This window comes from Aliikangiella aequoris, assembly GCF_053709105.1.
In genome coordinates, this window is record NZ_CM132298.1 from 2,913,767 (window position 1) to 2,931,047 (window position 17,281).

The following is a 17,281-nucleotide window of genomic DNA, read 5'->3' on the forward strand; positions in this document are numbered from 1 at the left end:
AGTATAGAATAAAAAATGAGGCTTAACTTGGAATAAAATCATTCATAAAAGCAACAGCCGCACTGGAGTTTAAAAAGCTCGGCTCGCCTTATAAGCCGCTGATATTAAAGGGTTTTTTCTAATAGTATAGTGTAGACCATCTATTACACTAGCATGCACTAGCACACTAGAGCGAAGCAGAGAGATATACACAGCTTCGAATACTCTAGCTTTCTTAGAGTAAATTTTTTGCACTATTCTCGATTCAGTCGTTATTCATATAAGCTGTAGCAATATGCCATCAACGCCATCAAGTATGCTAATAACTTACAAATAACTGTAAGTCGCTGAGTGCAGCTATTCGCTTTACCTTGCATAGCAAATTCACTATGATGCTGGCAGCCAACTATCTACTGCTTTTATGGTAAAAAATATTATCATTTGGATAAACATATCGAGGAACAATGTATGAAAGGATCAGCTTTACTAGGATTTCTTCTGTTAACTTTTCCATTTGTAGCAAAGGCAGGATATCCTCTTGCAGAAATAAAAAACAATACAGAATACACCGTTAAAGGAGTAGTCCACTACGCAGCTTGCTCGAATGACAAATATACGGTAAAGCCTAAAAAAAAGTGGAAAGCAAAATCAAGGGGCCTTTGCTTAATAACAAAAATTACCGGTAACTTGATAGGAAAACCAGTTACAGGTAGAGCAGCAAGTGAGCGCAGAGTCGTTACCTCATATACTACATCCGGAACTAGTTATTCACAGTTTCAAATTAATGCTTACGGCGATCGTTATCGCATTTTTTCTTTAAACGAATGGAAAAAGGAGTCTAAAACCAAACAAGACAAGAGCCCCGGCTTTCGATTCGTTAATCACACACCATGGCCTGTCGCTATCTCTCTCGATCAAGTGGGATGTTTATATTATGGTATTGTACCTGCTAAATTTAATAATAAACCTGGAGTTTTAAGAAGGGATACTGGGGCTGTCTGGTTTACCATTCGCGCGCATATTCAACCCGATGGAGTTAGCCCTCAAACTGATTTCGATTGTATAAAACCAGTAGCTGAATTAATCGGTGACATAGGTCTCTCTGTTTTGAGTGGCGGCTCGCTCACAGCAACTAAGGTAAGCTTAAAACAAGTGGCAAAAGAAGTGATCAAAACCAGCTTGAAAAAAACGACAAAAGCAGTCTTTGAATTAACAGCAGAAGAAATTGGCCGATACTTAACTGATTCAAGCTCTATTTCTTTACACGGACAGTATGCTGGTTACGACTGGCCTTTTCGATGTAATAAAATGCCCGAATACCATATAACAGGTGGCCCTGTACCTATCGTAGATAATTCTGACAAAGCCTATTTAAAAGACGGAAAGCCATTCAAAATTAAAAAAATAAATTCGTGCGGTAATGATATGATGCGTGCATCGCGTAAAGAGGCACAACTATCAGTAATACCAATTTCAAATTTATCGAAAAAAGAAAACTCAGACAAAAGCCCCCCTGAGAATAAAAGTAAGCACTTTGAAATTATCAATTGGAAAAACAACCTTTGTCTAGATGTTGTTGGTAGAGCAGGAAATTCTAGAGACAATGTTATTTTATATCGATGCAACGGATATTCCGATCAAAAATGGAGAACAGTAAAAAAAGGCGCTTGGTTTGAGTTGAGAAATGAAGCAAGCGGTATGTGCTTGGATGTCTTAGGCTACGATGGAAAGTCTGGTCGAAATGTTATGCTGTACCGATGTGATGGCCATGATGATCAATTATGGAGTTTTGATGTCAATGGTAAAATTCGTAACAAGAAAAATAATCTGTGCCTCGATGTGAAGGGTTATAACGGTAAGTCTGGGGATAATGTGATGTTATATCGCTGCGACGGCCACCCTGATCAGTCTTGGGATACCAAGTATCGGTAGGCATTCAATAGTACGATCTTTAAAAGCAAACGAATGACTTTTATAATTCTCACGTTTCGGCGTGGGAGTTTATATTCATAGCTGCATTTCTAATGCATTACTGCTCCCACGTAAAAAAGCGAGATATTGCATACCGTCATCATATATCAATCAAACATAGCGTGGCATTGGTTATACAAATAGCCAGACTCCAGATTTGATTAATCGCCTCCAACTTAGAGCATGGGAAAACCTATTCACCACCGCCAACTAGACTAGTACTCGCCTAATTTAAGCGCCCTTTGACTCAATATATTCTTGGCAAAAATCAGTAAATGATTTTTTAAGCAACGGAATATCAACCTGCGGTGATAAAGCTACGCGCACAATATAATCTTTGTCGGTTTCTTTGGTTGTACCTTGGGTTGAGGTTGCTGGAATAGTCCAGTAACTACCTTTTAATTGACCATAGCTAACACAGTATTTGCAATCGTTAGGGTGACGTTTAATCATAAAGTTAATGAGCTTTAGGTTTAACGCTCTTTTATAGTTTTCGCGCTCATCTTGGCTATCACCTTTTGCCGGTAAATCTAACGAAAATACTGAGGGGGTGAACCCTTGCTCTGCTAACGCTTTAGAGACAAAATTAATTTTTGCTGTAGGTAAAATCTGTTGAATGTGCTCTACCAATAAGCGCGTGTTTTGATAGGCGCTTTCAATTCGCTGCGGCATGGAGGGCATATTTTCTGCGAGTGTGTTTAACTGATGAGTCACCGCTTGATTATCAGATAATGCTAAATGTTTTGCGATTAATGTTTGCACTTCACTCGCACGAGCGTTGCTGGCACAATAACCGGCAATACAGCGGCCTCCGCTAGGAAATTTAGAACCACTAGAAAACGAAATAACTTTACACTGAGCTAACGGACTCTCTTGATGTAATAATTTAACGTTAGGGCAAAAAGTTTGGTCAACCATAAAAGTGGCAGCGACCGCATTGGTGCCAGAAGAAGTCGTTCGCTGTTTACTTAATACCATTCCTAACGTTTCCATGTTAGGTACTTCTACTCTTGGATTGGTGGGTATTTCAGCCAACACTAAAGGCACCCCATCTTGCTGCGCGACTTGTTCAAGTACATTTTCTAAACTAGAAACAAGCTCGTTACCGCCATCAACTAACAGGTCAATAATTTCTGCAGATGGTATTAGCGCAGCAACGCGCCTTGCTTGATCGTTTGTTCCACCATAACAGTTAGGTGGCAATATAATTTTTAAAGGTTTACCTGGATGATTAACCAGCGAATCTTCAACTAACCCCATCATTATTGCGTACTGAATTGACAAACCACTAGAAGCCACTAACGGTGAATGAGTTGCACCAGTATTTAATTGAATACATTGGTTCACAATTTTGAGTGCGTTAGGTTCTAGGCTATCGGCAATACTAGGCTGGCCCGTGAATATTTCTTGTAAAAGCTTATAAGCATTACCCGGTGTCATTGCAATTGATTCTCTACGCCGCACGTGCTGAACGTTTTTAATTAATTCGACAACAGGCGCAGCGTTAGGATCACCGGTAATAGCAATCGCACTACCAAAATTTGAGTGAAGGTTAACCCAAGCATCTATAAACGAGTTTGCCGGTAAAGCTTCACTAAAATCAGACTCGGTTACAAATAAACTGGTCGATTCTAAATTTTGTGGCACATCACTCGCAGACGGCACTGCAACCAGCTCAAAATCGTATCCGTAAATACTTAACAGCCTATCAAGGTCAGTTAAAGGCAGCGACTGAGTAGTGTAATAAATTTTAGTATGCCGACCGAGTAATTTGTTAGTGCGTAAAACGGCGAGAATAGGCATTGTTTTTGAAGCGAAAGTAATCAATTGCTCGGCTGCTAGTTGATTACTTTCTGCAAGCACCCACTCTAAAACGCTAGATAGCTGATGCCCTAATCGAATGTAATCGTAAGCTGTTGGCAGTTCACTAAGCGCCTCTGATGAATCAAGCGACTCAAGTTGAACTTCCTTTAATGCCGTTAAAAACTCTGACTTAGCCTGAGCTTCATGGTAAATATCGAGTCGGTGAGTGGTTAGCTCTAGCCACTCTTTTGGTATATATTTTAGTAAGTTACCTAATGCGGTATGTTGCTGAGTTAAATTCACTCTTATTCCTAATTAATAAAGTTACACTTTCATTAACTGGGATCATGAACTGATTTAAGTGCCAAATCAAGCGTTGCATTACGCCACTTGTGACTCTAAAACCCTATACAGGCAGTTTTTCTGCTATACCAAAAGGCGTATTAATTGGCCTCCTAGGGTATGGAAACTGCTCCGCAATTATTAAATCGACTAATTGTTCAGGGGTTGTAATAATATGCTTCGCGCCGGCATCTCTCAGCTGATGTCTATTACGATACCCCCAAGAAACACCAACCGGTGATACCTTGGCCGCTACGCCAGTTTGCATATCGACTTCAGAGTCTCCTACAAAGTAAACTTTCTCAGCATTTAAATTAAATCGTTTTATCAATTGTTTAGTCGCCGTAGCACTCGGCTTTAGTTCATAGCCGCCACCAGCACCAATCACCTGCTCAAAAGATATGTCGGGGAAATAATGAGACACCAAGCGGTTAACTTGCGATTGCATTTTATTACTTTGAATAAATAGCTTGGCCTTTAAATGGATTAGCCTTTTTAGTAATTCATTCACACCTGGGTAAATTCGAGTATCATTGGTTAACTCAGATTCGTAGCGGTTTAAATATTGTTCGTGCAGGGCGTCTATGTCTAAGCCGCGACAGCGAATACTTTTTTTAACGGTATTCAAACTCCCCATCCCAACAAGCTCCACATAGTGTTTCATATTGTGGGTCGGAAGGCCGTATAGTGACAATACCCAGTTTAAAGTAGAAGAAATGTCCCATACTGTATCTAGCAGTGTGCCATCAAGATCGAAAATTATCCCAATCCCTTGCAGTGAGTGACTCTCACTATAAGCCATTACTTGTTCATTCATTTTAATTAGTCCTTTAATTATCAGTGATTAAAATTGTCTATCAATTAATATCATCCTAGAGTTATCGCTTTTATCCAATTAAAAACGTGCCTAGAAAACGATGATTTTCAGTTTTTCATCCTACTAATCTTTTATTAGGTATTGGGCTTATTAAACTGTTGAGAATTCACTTGGTCAAGTAACAATAGGGTAAAACTAAACCTAACTCACAAAAAATCTGAGATATTTCTCGTATTTACTAGACAAAAAGCATTTAGGTGGCTAGAGCCGCCTAGCAAGCAGCTTTTTAATGATAAAAAATCATTCGATAAAGTTAACAAGCTTGCAAGCCTGACGCGAGTAGAAAGCATTGGGCTTTTAATATTTCTTGCAATTATCACTACCTAGCGTATTTCCCCAAAGGTCAACTTTATTTTAGAGCGCATAAAGTTGACTAACTAAAAAATTACCGTCTACACTTGTTACTAAGCTGTTACACAATCGCTTTAAAAAACAACACGATAAGCCCCATAACATGCTCATTCTATTTGACATATCAAGTTGAATAACTCATTGAAGCGGCGCTGGATATTAACTATGTTAAAAAAAATTTTTCTTGTGTGCTTTTTAGGCATTTTATGCTCATGCGAGCCAAACCCACCAGAATCAAAATCTAGTGTTCAAAAGACTCTCCATAAAGTATTAAAGTTTGGACATAGTTTGGGGGAGAATAGTCCGCAACATAGAGCCGCAGTCAAATTTGCGAATAGAATTGAAAAAGCCACTAAAAGCCAAATTAAGGTTGAGGTTTATCCTAATCAATCTTTAGGCAACGCTGCAACTATGCTAGCAGGAGCACAAGCCGGTACGGTCGACTTTATTTTAGCGCCAAGTGCCTTATTAGGGACACTAGCGCCCAAACTTCAACTTCTTGATCTGCCTTTTTTATTTAATAGCCATGATGCCGCCTACCAAGCACTTGATGGGCAAATAGGTAATTCACTGCTTGCTCAGCTTAGGCCTCAACAACTCATTGGGCTTTCATTTTGGGAAAGCGGCTTTAAACAAATCACCAGCAAAACACCGATTACTCAAATTGAAGATTTTAAACAGCAAAAATTTAGAGTAATGCAAAGCGCGGTACTTATCGATCAGTTTGAGTTTTGGGGATCACCAGCTATTGCCATTGATATTGGCAACGTAAAACAAGCACTAGAAGACAATGTCATCACTGCGCAAGAAAACCCATTGTTAACCCTACAGCAAACCCAAATAAACCAAGCTCAAAAACACTTACTTTTATCTAACCATGGCTATTTAGCTCAAGTATTGATTATTTCAGAGAAAACATTTCAATCATTAACGCAGCCGCAACAAAACGCAATTGTAGAAGCGGCTATAGCGACCACAGCCTCACAAAGAGAGGACTCGCAAAGCACTAACCAAAAGATTCTCGCTAATTTAGACTCTTTAAACTTACAACCACACGCGCTTAGCCCTCAGCTTAAAAAAGCTTTAGTCAGCAAGGCTAGGCATTTGCTAGAAAAATACCGCATGAGTATTGGAACAGAACTTGTAGAGCAAGCAATTCAAATTGGCCAAAATGTCGAGGCACTTCCTAAAGAAGACTTAATCATCGCACTCGATGCCGATATGAGCGGCAACTCAGCGCTATCTGGGTTAGCCATTCGGCGCGGCATTGAATTAGCCATAGAAGAGATAAATACCAGCGGCGGAGTGTTAGGTAAGTCATTAACATTAACGGTAAGAGATAATTCAATGATCCCAGCAAAGGGATTAGATAACTTAAAACAGTTTAAAAAAATCCCCAATCTTGCTGCGGTTTTTGGCGGTATAAGCAGCCCCGTTGTACTTTCTGAATTAGACTTTATTCACCAAAATAAATTACTTTTTTTAAACCCCTGGGCTGCAGCAACCAATATTGTCGATAATGGTCATAATCCAAATTTTATTTTTCGAGTGTCAGTAAGAGATGAATTCGCGGGCGAGTTTCTACTTAACGAAGCGCTTAAAATATCCTCCAATGTAGGACTATTACTGGTCAACAACCCTTGGGGGCGAGGTAATAAAAATGCTATCCAACACGCTTTAAGCGCCAAAAACCTTTCTGCTACTAGCCTAGAATGGTTTGACTGGGGAGAATCTAATTTTGATAAAATTTTGCAACGTATGAAAGCAAGCGGTAGCGAAGTGATTATATACGTTGGTAATCCCAATGAAGCAGCTAACATGGTGAAAAGCTTAGCCTTGCAAGAATCGCCGCCGGCAGTTATCTCTCACTGGGGAATCACAGGCTCTGAATTTCACAAACTGGCAGGAGACGCGCTAGAAAAAATTGATCTGAGGGTTTTACAAACTTATTCGTTTATTCACCAAAATGGTCACAAAGCAAAGCAACTGGTTAAGCGTTATAAAGAAAAATACTTTATTAAAGATGCTAGCGAGATTGTTGCACCTACCGGAACTGCGCATGCTTATGATCTCACTTATTTATTAGCTGCCGCAATTCGCTCTGCAAAATCGATTGATAGTGATTTAGTGAGAAAGCATCTTGAAAAAATCCCTAAATATAATGGGTTAATTAAATCCTATTCTCCGCCCTTTACCCCAAATAATCACGATGCGCTTAGCATTGAAGACTTAACCATTGCCCATTACAAAAATGGCAACCTAGTACCTCTCGAGTAAACCGCTGTATGTCTACACCAGTTAAACAAAGTATCGCCAAGCGGTTCAGCCGCTCTATCTTTATTATGCTATGCTCATTTTTCCTCATTTTAGTTAGTTGCACCCTGGCGATAGAGTTATTTAGAATTCATCAATCGAGTAAAAGTGAAATTCAAGTTTTAGGAAAATCGACACTACAGATTATCGAGGAAAGATTTGAAGCTGTTCAAAAGACGATAAAAAATACCGCAGAAAGCTCGCTTTTTATTAATAGTTTAATTGATGTGACAGGCAGCAAAAGTTATGTAGAGCATACTCTCGCTAACTTAGTGAGAAACACTAATATTCATGAAGCTATGGTATTTGATTTTAAAGGTCAAGTCATAGGAATGAACAGCAACACGCCACCAGAATGGTTTAAAGCTAGTTTTATTCGTACTAGCTTTTCTACAGGATTTGAAAGGGTAACGTTTGAAGATAAAAAATTTATCATGGTTTTCCCAATACGCTACTACAACACATTGCAGGGCGCTATTGCTGTATCGGTTAAGCCGCAAAACCTTGTGCCAGAGAGTTTATTAAAAAATACCGACGCCTATAAATTAACAATCTACTCCGACTGGGAGCTATCGAACTTTAAACAAGATTTTTCTGGACTATTGGTCACAGTGGCTAGTACATCAGGCGAAAAGCTATACGAGTACAACACAAAATTAACCTTAGCTAAAAGCTACACCAATATCTTTGCGGACATTGTGCCCTGGGTGGTTAATATTTGTCTGCTTGGTTTATTGGGTATTTCCGTCCTGTATTTATTTGCCAAGCGATTTGGTAATAAAATGGCGGCGCCTTTAATAGCACTAGCTGAAAAAATTGAACAAGGTCACTATCCAGTCAGTCCAACAGGCACCGATGACGAGTTAAATCTTTTAGCTATTCGGTTTGACGAAGCTACCGCTCAATTACAAATAGCGAATAAAGAATTAGAAACAAGAGTTGCCCAAAGAACCGCAGAACTTGAAAGCAAGAAAAACGATTTAACCAAAACGAACGAGCAACTCAATAAAAGCATTAACGAGCTATCGCAAAGTAACAAAGAGCTAGATCAGTACGCCTATGTCGCCTCGCATGATTTAAAGTCTCCGCTACAAGCAGTTTCTCGTCTAGCAGGTTGGATAGAAGAAGATTGTTTTGATATTTTACCCGACACATCTAAAGACTATTTTAAAATGCTAAAAGAAAGAATTGCACGGCTCGAAAATCTTTTGGCAGATCTGTTAATGTACTCTAGAATTAACAAGCAAGAGTTTATAATTGAAGCGGTTAATTTAAACTCAAAAATCGACCAAATAATTAAACTACTCGATATTCCAACAAACTTTAAAGTCGATAAAACCAATTGCGAACAGACTATAGAACTTCCTCGCATTCCTTTAGAGCTTGTGCTTCGAAATTTAATTCGCAACTCAGTAAAGCATCATGACAAAGACCATGGCTGTATTAGTGTAAGCTACTCTAATGATGAGCAATACCACATTATTAGGGTAAAAGATGACGGTCCAGGCATTCCACCAAACCTACAGGCTAAAGCCGTTGCTATGTTTGACACACTAAAACCAAGAGATGAAGTAGAAGGTAGCGGAATGGGCTTAGCGATGGTTGATAAAACACTAAAGCGCTACCAGGGTAGCTTTCAAATTATCTCGGATGGCAAAAATGGTACAGAAATAATAACCAAATGGCCTAAATCACTAAGCTAAACAAACATTAGCATACATTTTTAGGGCTTTTAGGAATTTTAAAACACGAAACTAAATAAGTGAGCGCTTAAAAGAGAGTCGGCTTGCATACAAGCAAGCTCACTCCGTTTTCGTTAAGCTTTCTTTTTGCCGGGCTTTGCCAAAATTTGAATATAAAAAGACGTTAATCCCTGCGTTTCAGCTTCATCAATTTTCTGGTTAATTTCTTTAACATGAACCGGCTGAGCAGATTGCTCACTAGCGCCAAATTGACAGTCAAAATCCCAGTATCCGGCATCTTCTGGCAACGTCTTGTTTCTTTCTCGGCGCAAATATTTTTTGACTTCATGCTTTGTTGCTTCGTACATTCTAGGCAATTTAATTTTAGGATGTTCTAACTGAAACGTTTTTTTCACGGTATTTACCACTTAGTTTAAGAAATAACGGCTCGATTAAGCCGCACTGGATAACAATATTAGAGGGTATTATACGCCTATCTAGAATTGCTAGATAGCAAATGTTTATCGACTTTTTATTTAAAGCACTAGTTCTACTGCCCTAACGATAACTGCCGGCAGCAAAACAATTTAGCGCCTTAATCACTAAATTCAACTCTGTTTTTTCCTTTTTCTTTTGCTTGGTATAGCGCAATATCGGCATGCCGCGTAAAATCTTCTAAGGTGGTATCTTGCTTTGGCGCATAGACGGTTACCCCAATACTGGCGGTAATATTGATTTTAACGTCATTATCAATTGTAAATGTGAGCTCGCGAATAAACCCTAGTAAACGCTCACACATTTGCCTTATGCATTCTTTATCTGTAATTCCAACTGCAAATGCGAACTCTTCTCCACCAAACCGGCAGTATGCATCGTCTTGCCTAAAAAAATCTTTTAAGCAACTTCCTAAAGACTTTAACACTTGATCGCCTTTATCGTGCCCATAGCTATCATTAACTAGTTTAAAATCGTCAATGTCTATTAAGCCCACCGCCATTTCCTTGCTACGCCGCTCACTAAATTTAATCAATTTTGATGTTTGGTCGATAAAGTAGCGCCGGTTGGGTATTTCAGTTAAAACATCGTAAAAAGCGAGCCTCGACAATTTTTCATTAGCTTGTTGGAGCTCTTTAGTTTTACTTTCGACAATGCCTTGCAAACTTTCTTTAAATTGCTTTAAGTCTTGATTGCGTTTTTTTAGTTGGTCCAGGTAAAATTTTCGCTCGGTCACATCTCTTTCTATCGCCGCGAAGTGTGTGACTTTTCCTGCACGATTACGTAAAGGGATTATATTCATTTCAAGCCAATAGGGCTTGCCGCTTTTAGAATAGTTAAGCAGAGTCTCGGCGACATTACGATTTTCAGCTAAAGCATCGTGAATTCTTTTACATGACTCTTTGTCGGTTAAGTCTCCTTGTAAAATACGTGGCGTCTCTCCTTTGACTTCGGCAAGGGTATAACCGGTTAGATCTTCAAAAGCTTTATTGACATAAATAATTTTTGGCCCTAAGGGCGCTTCAATATCATCAGCCTCGGTGACAATAACAATATCTTGTGTTTGTTCAACAATTTGCTCAAACGAAAATCCTTGGCGACTTTCGGTAATATCGTTAAACGTCACAACAACAAAACCATTGTTTTCGTCGCTTCTTTCGGCGTAGGCATTAACCATAAACCACGACACTTCAAGCTGGGTACTATCAATTACGCCAATCGTTTCGTTTTGGATACGCTTATTGGTTTGAATTACCCGATTAACAGGGTATTGCTCCGGTGCGAGAGGCTTAAAATCTTCATCAATAAAACTCCACTGAGGATCAAATGAGTGGGCTCCTATGACTTGATCGTAACTGAGCCTTAGTAATTCAAGCGCTTGCGGGTTGGCGTATATCACTGATGAGTCCCACGAATGCACCACGACGCCTAAATGGGCACTTTCTAGAAGCTTAAGCAAGTCTAAACTATCAATGTCTTGCACTAGTGCCCTCCCCAGCTTTTTACCAATGCTTTTATTTTAATATAGATTAAACAGGCGCTTTTTGAAACTAAAGCTCAAGTCGGCGCCTAATATAGCATTAAACTCGGGAGTTTTAGTCTTTTATATAATTGAAACCACTGATTATTGTATCGAAACTCGCTATAATCACGCTATAATTCACGTCGCTTTGCTTACTTCACTAAATTAAAAGTTAAATTTACTGCTATGCAACACTACAAACTCGTACTTCCCGAAGACATGAACCACCAAGGTTCTTTATTTGGCGGAAAGTTATTAAGCTGGATAGATGAAGTCGCTTATATGACCGCTAATTTACAATATCCTCAGCATCGGTTTGTTACCGTGTCTTTAGACAATGTGGCCTTTAAACATCGTATAGAGTGCGGTGAAATTATTTGCTTTGAAGTCCATTTAGAAAAGTTAGGTAAAACCAGCTTAACTTATGCCATATGTGTTACCGGTACTCGAGAACAAAGTAAGCAAATTTTATTTGAAACACGAATTACCTTTGTTAGCGTAGATAGTAAGGGCCAAAAGAAATTAATTTCAAAGACTAACCGGTCTAATTAGTTTATTAACACGTAGATAACGCCATAACATTTGTTCGAGCAATATAAAATGAAATATAAAACTCACGCTGACCAATTTAGTCATTCACAGAAAAATAAAATTGGTGTTCTTATTACGAACCTAGGCACCCCAGAGGCGCCAACAAAAGGAGCGCTTAGACGCTACCTAAAAGAGTTTTTGTCTGACCCAAGAGTAGTGGAAATTCCACGCCTTATCTGGTGGTTTATTTTAAATTTAGTGATATTAAATATTCGCCCTAAACGCTCGGCAAAAGCCTACCAAACCATTTGGAGTGAGCGGGGCTCTCCATTAATGTTTCATACCGAGGCGCAAGCAAAAGCATTGCAAAAGTCATTAGACAGTGCAACCGAGCAACCAATACAAGTAGAGTTTGCTATGCGTTACGGACAACCTTCGGTTAGTAATCAAATTGATAAAATGATGGCTAATGGTGTCACTAAATTATTGGTTGTTCCGCTATACCCACAATACTCAGGCTCAACTAGCGGTTCAACTTTTGACGCTATCGCAAGCGACTTTACTCAACGTAGAGTCATTCCTGATTTTCGGTTTGTATCCCATTACCATGACTATCCACCTTATATTGAAGCTCTTGCAAATAAAATTGTCAGTTTTAGGCGACAGCATGGCGAATCTGAAAAGTTAATATTTTCATACCATGGGATCCCAAAACGCTATTTAACTAACGGTGATCCTTATCACTGCGAATGCTACAAAACTTCACGTTTGGTGGCAGAAAAATTAGGGTTAAATAGCGACCAATATATAACGACCTTTCAATCGCGCTTTGGAAAAGAAGAATGGCTAAAGCCATACACCGATCATAGCTTAGCGGCGCTTGCTAAATCCGGCGTAAAGTCTGTTCAGGTGGTATGCCCTGGATTTTCGGCCGACTGCTTAGAAACTATAGAAGAGATTGCCATTGAAAATCGTGATGTTTTCTTAAATGAAGGCGGTCAGTCTTTTGAATATATTGAAGCCTTAAATAGCGACCAAGAACACATTAATGCACTTAGCCAATTAGTCTTAAGCAATATCACAGGCTGGACTATTGACCAAGATATTGCAGTCCGTGCTGCTGAGTCTAAAAAGTACGGCGCTACTCAATAGTGATATAAAAAGGCTTGCATCAATACCGATACCAATGCCAATACGGTTGAGTATCGCTGCAGCCTTGCTTATTTTTTACTTCCGTTATTAAAATTATTTGTCGTTTCATTAACAAAACTTGTCGCTACACTACTACAGCCCTTGTGATTATTTTCTTAAACTAAGTTTGAAGCAGCTGAGCAGGCTTTACAGTTGTGCTATTCACCTTCAAACAAGGATCTAGAAATGAAAATAAGAATACTACTCTCCCTTTTAGCTACGCTCCTATTTGCTGGCAATATCGCAGCAAAAGTCCATACTGGCATTGAAGTTAAAGTCAAAGCCGTTAAAAACCAACTCAGCAATGACCAAGATGTATTCGTTAAAGTCTCATACAAAAATCGAACAGGCGAAACCATTAAGCTGCTCAAATGGTATCTACCTGATGCCAATGGTCAATTAGAAGAAGGCATATTTAAGATAACCCACAATGGTGAAACGGTTGATTATCTTGGTCCTCACTATAAGCGTCCCGCAGCGACCGATAGCGACTACTTGAGTTTAAAACCAAACCAAAAGGTTAGCTACCAAGTTGAGCTTTCTGGCATATACGACTTTTCAGAAGCCGGATACTATGAAGTTTCGGTTTACGCTGAAAACTTAGCGATGTTTGCGCCAATTAAAAGCAATAATGGCAAGAAAACTACGTCATTTGCGCTAAAAAGCCAATCTAGCGCTCAAGTCTATATGAGCAAAGCGCGAACCCAAGGTAAAAAGCGCTGTAATCCTCGTAAAGAAAATTGCGACGGCGGCGGTGGAACTGAAGATGTAAGCTTTACTGGAGCTTGCTCTAACTCAGAGCAAAATAGCGTGATGAGTGCATTATCGGCAGCTAAAACTATGGCGAACGACTCAGTTGCTTACTTAAACGGGAATGCAACGGCTCGATATACCACATGGTTTGGCCAATATAGCAGTTCTCGTTGGAATAAAGTCGCTAGCAACTTTGACGCGATAAAAGACGCACTGGATAACAAGCCAAAAACTTTTGACTGCAGCTGCAATCAAAATTATTTTGCTTATGTCTACCCCAATCAGCCATATAAAGTTTATTTATGCCGAGCTTTTTGGACAGCAAGCACAACCGGTACAGACTCAAAAGCTGGAACAATTATTCATGAAGTTAGTCACTTCAATGTCGTTGCTGGTACTGACGATGTAGTTTATGGACAAACAGGTGCTAAAAACTTAGCTATCAGTGATCCTAACGCTGCAACCAATAACGCAGATAGCCATGAGTACTTTGCTGAAAATACACCTTACCAAGACTAAAATTTAGAAAAATAATAACGCCTTATTGCCATATTTTGCCGCGTTAACTCGCGGCTTTTTTATTTTTAAGCCTGCTCAACAGTCTTGCTACCTGGCCTAAATAACAACGGCCAAACACGCTTAAACCGCTTTCGCCTTCAGCCAAAGCTCCCTTAAACACCAACCCTAGAATAAAACACCAACTCATTAATATATGAAATTTCATATGTACAGATTTAATAGAACCTTTTATACTTTCAGCGTCATTCGTTACCATTAAATAAATGCTTTGATAGACTCGAATCAAATAGACCCAATAATGTTGTATAAATGCTTAGCAGATGAAACTCGGCTAAAGTGTTTATTGCTCATTTGCCATCAAACGGAGCTTTGCGTTTGCGAATTAATGACGGCGCTTAACCTAAGCCAGCCCAAAGTATCGAGGCACCTTGCACAACTCAGACAGCATGGATTAGTTTCCGGAAAACGACAAGGCCAATGGGTGTTCTATTCAATAAGCTCACAATTGAATGATTGGGCGAAAAATATAATCTTACTCACACTTCAACATAATCAGGTGATGATTAAACCTGACTTGAAACGACTAGCGGCAATGGGCGAGCGCCCAATTCGCCAACAGCAATGTTGCTAATAAGCTTTAACATTCACTGATGACATACTGGAAAATAAAATGACTGTAAAAATAGGAATTAACGGATTTGGACGCATGGGTCGGCTCATTTTTCGACTAGCTTACGACTGGCCAGAGTTTGAATTTGTACAAATTAACGACCCTGCAGGTGACGCGGAAACTTTCGCTCACCTAACCAACTTTGACTCGGTTCACGGCAAATGGCAATACCAAGCCAATAGTGATGCGAATAATATTATAGTAAACAACGCCAAAATAAACTTCACTCAAAACATAAAAATTGAACAAACCAACTGGTCAAATTGCGACTTAGTAATAGAAGCCTCTGGCAAAATGAAAACATCTGCGTTACTTAATCAGTATTTAGCGCAAGGTGTAAAGCGAGTCGTGGTAACCGCGCCGGTTAAAGAAGATAACATACTCAATATTGTAATGGGCGTTAACGATCACCTGTATCAAGCCGGCAACCACAAAATTGTAACGGCGGCTTCATGTACAACGAATTGTCTTGCTCCTATAGTCAAAGTAATTCATGAAAAACTAGGCATTCAACATGGCTCAATGACCACAATTCATGACATTACCAATACTCAAACCATTTTAGATGCGCCTCACTCAGATTTGCGTCGCGCCAGAGCCTGTGGCATGAGTTTAATTCCAACATCAACCGGTTCGGCCACTGCAATTACCCATATTTTTCCAGAACTTAAAGGCAAACTAAACGGTCATGCAGTGCGCGTTCCGTTGGCAAATGCATCTTTAACTGATTGTGTCTTTGAAACTAAGCGAGCGACTAGCGCTGCCGAAGTCAATCAATTGTTGAAGGATGCCGCGAACAACCAACTCAAAGGAATTCTCGGCTACGAAGAGCGTCCACTGGTGTCTATCGATTATCGCACCGATCCTCGATCGAGCATTATTGACGCCTTGTCAACAATGGTAATCAATGAAACTCAGGTAAAAATTTATGCTTGGTATGACAATGAGTGGGGCTATGTGAACCGAACCGCAGAGCTTGCAAAAATGCTGTGTGAGCAAGGTCTGGATTAAACCTAAGACACAATACGTAAAACACCATGTTGAAAGTTAAAAACCTAAGCCAAGCAATCAAGCAGTATGCGTTAATTACCGCAAACTACTGGTGTTTTACGTTAACAGACGGCGCATTGCGCATGCTAGTGGTGCTCTATTTCCATCAACTCGGTTATTCACCTTTGGCCGTTGCTTCGCTTTTTTTATTCTATGAGCTATTTGGCGTTATTACTAATCTACTCGGCGGCTGGTTAGCTTCAAAAACTGGCCTAAACCGGACGATGCACTTAGGTTTGCTACTACAAATTTCCGCCCTTTTGTTACTTGCCGTTCCTAGCGAGCAACTCACGGTTATTTGGGTTATGTTTGCACAAGCAATTTCTGGCGTAGCAAAAGATTTAAATAAAATGAGCGCTAAAAGTAGTATTAAGTTTTTAGTCAAAAATGGAGATCAACAGTTATTTCGTTGGGTTGCCATGCTTACCGGCTCTAAAAACACCTTAAAGGGCTGTGGCTTTTTCTTAGGTGGCGCGCTACTCGCAATCTTGGGCTTTCAATATGCTGTACTGAGCATGGCTGTGGGATTAAGCATCATGCTTTTAATTAGTAGCCTCTATCTCCACGACGATTTAGGAGCAAGCCGCTTTAAGCCCAAATTTACTCAAATTTTTGCCAAATCAAAAGCAATCAATTTGCTTTCCGCCGCCCGCTTATTTTTATTTGGCGCGCGCGATATTTGGTTTGTCATTGCTTTGCCAGTATTTTTGTCACAATCGCTCGGGTGGAGCCACCCTCAAGTCAGTGGCCTATTTGCCGTTTGGATTATTGGCTACGGTGCAATTCAGTCTTTAACTCCGCAAATTCTGAATAAACGGTTTAGTTTAGGCCCCTCTTTTACCCAGCCGGTTAACGCTTTTTACCCAGCACTAGCGCTTTGCCTGATTCCTGCAATCATGTCAGTACTACTCTACATTGATTACTATCCTCTTTTAGCGCTGTTTTTAGGGCTCGCATTATTTGCGTTTTTATTTGCTGTAAATTCTGCAATCCACAGCTACCTTATCGTCGCCTATGCCTCCAAAGACTCAGTCTCATTAGACGTTGGCTTTTATTATATGGCTAACGCAGCCGGGCGCTTAATTGGAACTTTACTTTCTGGGTTGATTTTTCAAAGCTACGGCTTAGCCGCTTGTTTGCTGGTTTCGGCTATTTTTATTCTAGTTTCTGCAGGTTTAGCGCGCGGCCTGCCAAACCAGCCTGCGACATCATAATGGATAAAATATTTCGCG

The 17,281-nt window shown here is 39.8% G+C and carries 13 protein-coding genes; 9 read left to right on the top strand and 4 right to left on the bottom strand.

Going from position 1 to position 17,281, the window contains the following annotated elements:
* The first annotated feature begins 447 nt into the window (after positions 1 to 447).
* Positions 448 to 1,911: an RICIN domain-containing protein gene (locus ACUR5C_RS12620; protein WP_454465496.1), complete on the top strand. Its 1,464-nt coding sequence runs from the start codon at positions 448 to 450 to the stop codon at positions 1,909 to 1,911.
* A 270-nt stretch (positions 1,912 to 2,181) separates the two neighbouring features.
* Here the strand turns inward: ACUR5C_RS12620 and ACUR5C_RS12625 are convergent, their stop codons facing one another.
* Positions 2,182 to 4,056: a PLP-dependent aminotransferase family protein gene (locus ACUR5C_RS12625; protein WP_454465497.1), complete on the bottom strand. Its 1,875-nt coding sequence runs from the start codon at positions 4,054 to 4,056 to the stop codon at positions 2,182 to 2,184.
* Positions 4,057 to 4,159: 103 nt separating this feature from the next.
* Positions 4,160 to 4,912 carry an HAD family hydrolase gene (locus tag ACUR5C_RS12630; RefSeq protein ID WP_454465498.1) on the bottom strand — a complete coding sequence of 251 codons (753 nt, stop codon included), beginning with the start codon at positions 4,910 to 4,912 and terminating at the stop codon, positions 4,160 to 4,162.
* Positions 4,913 to 5,488: 576 nt separating this feature from the next.
* On the opposite strand from ACUR5C_RS12630, the gene ACUR5C_RS12635 reads away from it, so the two are divergent.
* Both ACUR5C_RS12635 and ACUR5C_RS12640 read left to right on the top strand, forming a co-directional pair.
* The gene (locus ACUR5C_RS12635) at positions 5,489 to 7,600 is read left to right on the top strand and encodes a DctP family TRAP transporter solute-binding subunit (protein WP_454465499.1); all 2,112 of its coding nucleotides are present in this window, start codon (positions 5,489 to 5,491) and stop codon (positions 7,598 to 7,600) included.
* A gap of 8 nt (positions 7,601 to 7,608) precedes the next feature.
* The gene (locus tag ACUR5C_RS12640; protein WP_454465500.1) at positions 7,609 to 9,339 is read left to right on the top strand and encodes a sensor histidine kinase; all 1,731 of its coding nucleotides are present in this window, start codon (positions 7,609 to 7,611) and stop codon (positions 9,337 to 9,339) included.
* 113 nt (positions 9,340 to 9,452) lie between these two features.
* On the opposite strand, the gene ACUR5C_RS12645 is transcribed toward ACUR5C_RS12640, so the two are convergent.
* Together ACUR5C_RS12645 and ACUR5C_RS12650 are read right to left on the bottom strand one after the other, a co-directional pair.
* Positions 9,453 to 9,734: a DUF6172 family protein gene (locus tag ACUR5C_RS12645; protein WP_454465501.1), complete on the bottom strand. Its 282-nt coding sequence runs from the start codon at positions 9,732 to 9,734 to the stop codon at positions 9,453 to 9,455.
* A gap of 179 nt (positions 9,735 to 9,913) precedes the next feature.
* Positions 9,914 to 11,296, bottom strand: a complete 1,383-nt coding sequence (locus ACUR5C_RS12650) for a diguanylate cyclase (RefSeq protein WP_454465502.1) — start codon at positions 11,294 to 11,296, stop codon at positions 9,914 to 9,916.
* Between the two features lie 225 nt (positions 11,297 to 11,521).
* Here ACUR5C_RS12650 and ACUR5C_RS12655 point away from each other — a divergent pair, with 225 nt between their 5' ends.
* The 6 genes from ACUR5C_RS12655 to arsJ all read left to right on the top strand — a co-directional run bounded on the left by ACUR5C_RS12655 (position 11,522) and on the right by arsJ (position 17,263).
* Positions 11,522 to 11,887: an acyl-CoA thioesterase gene (locus tag ACUR5C_RS12655; protein ID WP_454465503.1), complete on the top strand. Its 366-nt coding sequence runs from the start codon at positions 11,522 to 11,524 to the stop codon at positions 11,885 to 11,887.
* 48 nt (positions 11,888 to 11,935) lie between these two features.
* Positions 11,936 to 13,018: a ferrochelatase gene (gene hemH / locus ACUR5C_RS12660; protein ID WP_454465504.1), complete on the top strand. Its 1,083-nt coding sequence runs from the start codon at positions 11,936 to 11,938 to the stop codon at positions 13,016 to 13,018.
* Positions 13,019 to 13,243: 225 nt separating this feature from the next.
* The gene (locus tag ACUR5C_RS12665) at positions 13,244 to 14,329 is read left to right on the top strand and encodes a M35 family metalloendopeptidase (protein WP_454465505.1); all 1,086 of its coding nucleotides are present in this window, start codon (positions 13,244 to 13,246) and stop codon (positions 14,327 to 14,329) included.
* A 268-nt stretch (positions 14,330 to 14,597) separates the two neighbouring features.
* Positions 14,598 to 14,960, top strand: coding sequence for a metalloregulator ArsR/SmtB family transcription factor (locus tag ACUR5C_RS12670; protein WP_454465506.1), 363 nt, complete (start codon positions 14,598 to 14,600; stop codon positions 14,958 to 14,960).
* Between the two features lie 39 nt (positions 14,961 to 14,999).
* Complete coding sequence (locus tag ACUR5C_RS12675; protein ID WP_454465507.1) at positions 15,000 to 16,010, top strand: ArsJ-associated glyceraldehyde-3-phosphate dehydrogenase; 1,011 nt, start codon at positions 15,000 to 15,002, stop codon at positions 16,008 to 16,010.
* Positions 16,011 to 16,036: 26 nt separating this feature from the next.
* Positions 16,037 to 17,263, top strand: a complete 1,227-nt coding sequence (gene arsJ / locus ACUR5C_RS12680; protein ID WP_454465508.1) for an organoarsenical effux MFS transporter ArsJ — start codon at positions 16,037 to 16,039, stop codon at positions 17,261 to 17,263.
* Positions 17,264 to 17,281: the final 18 nt, after the last annotated feature.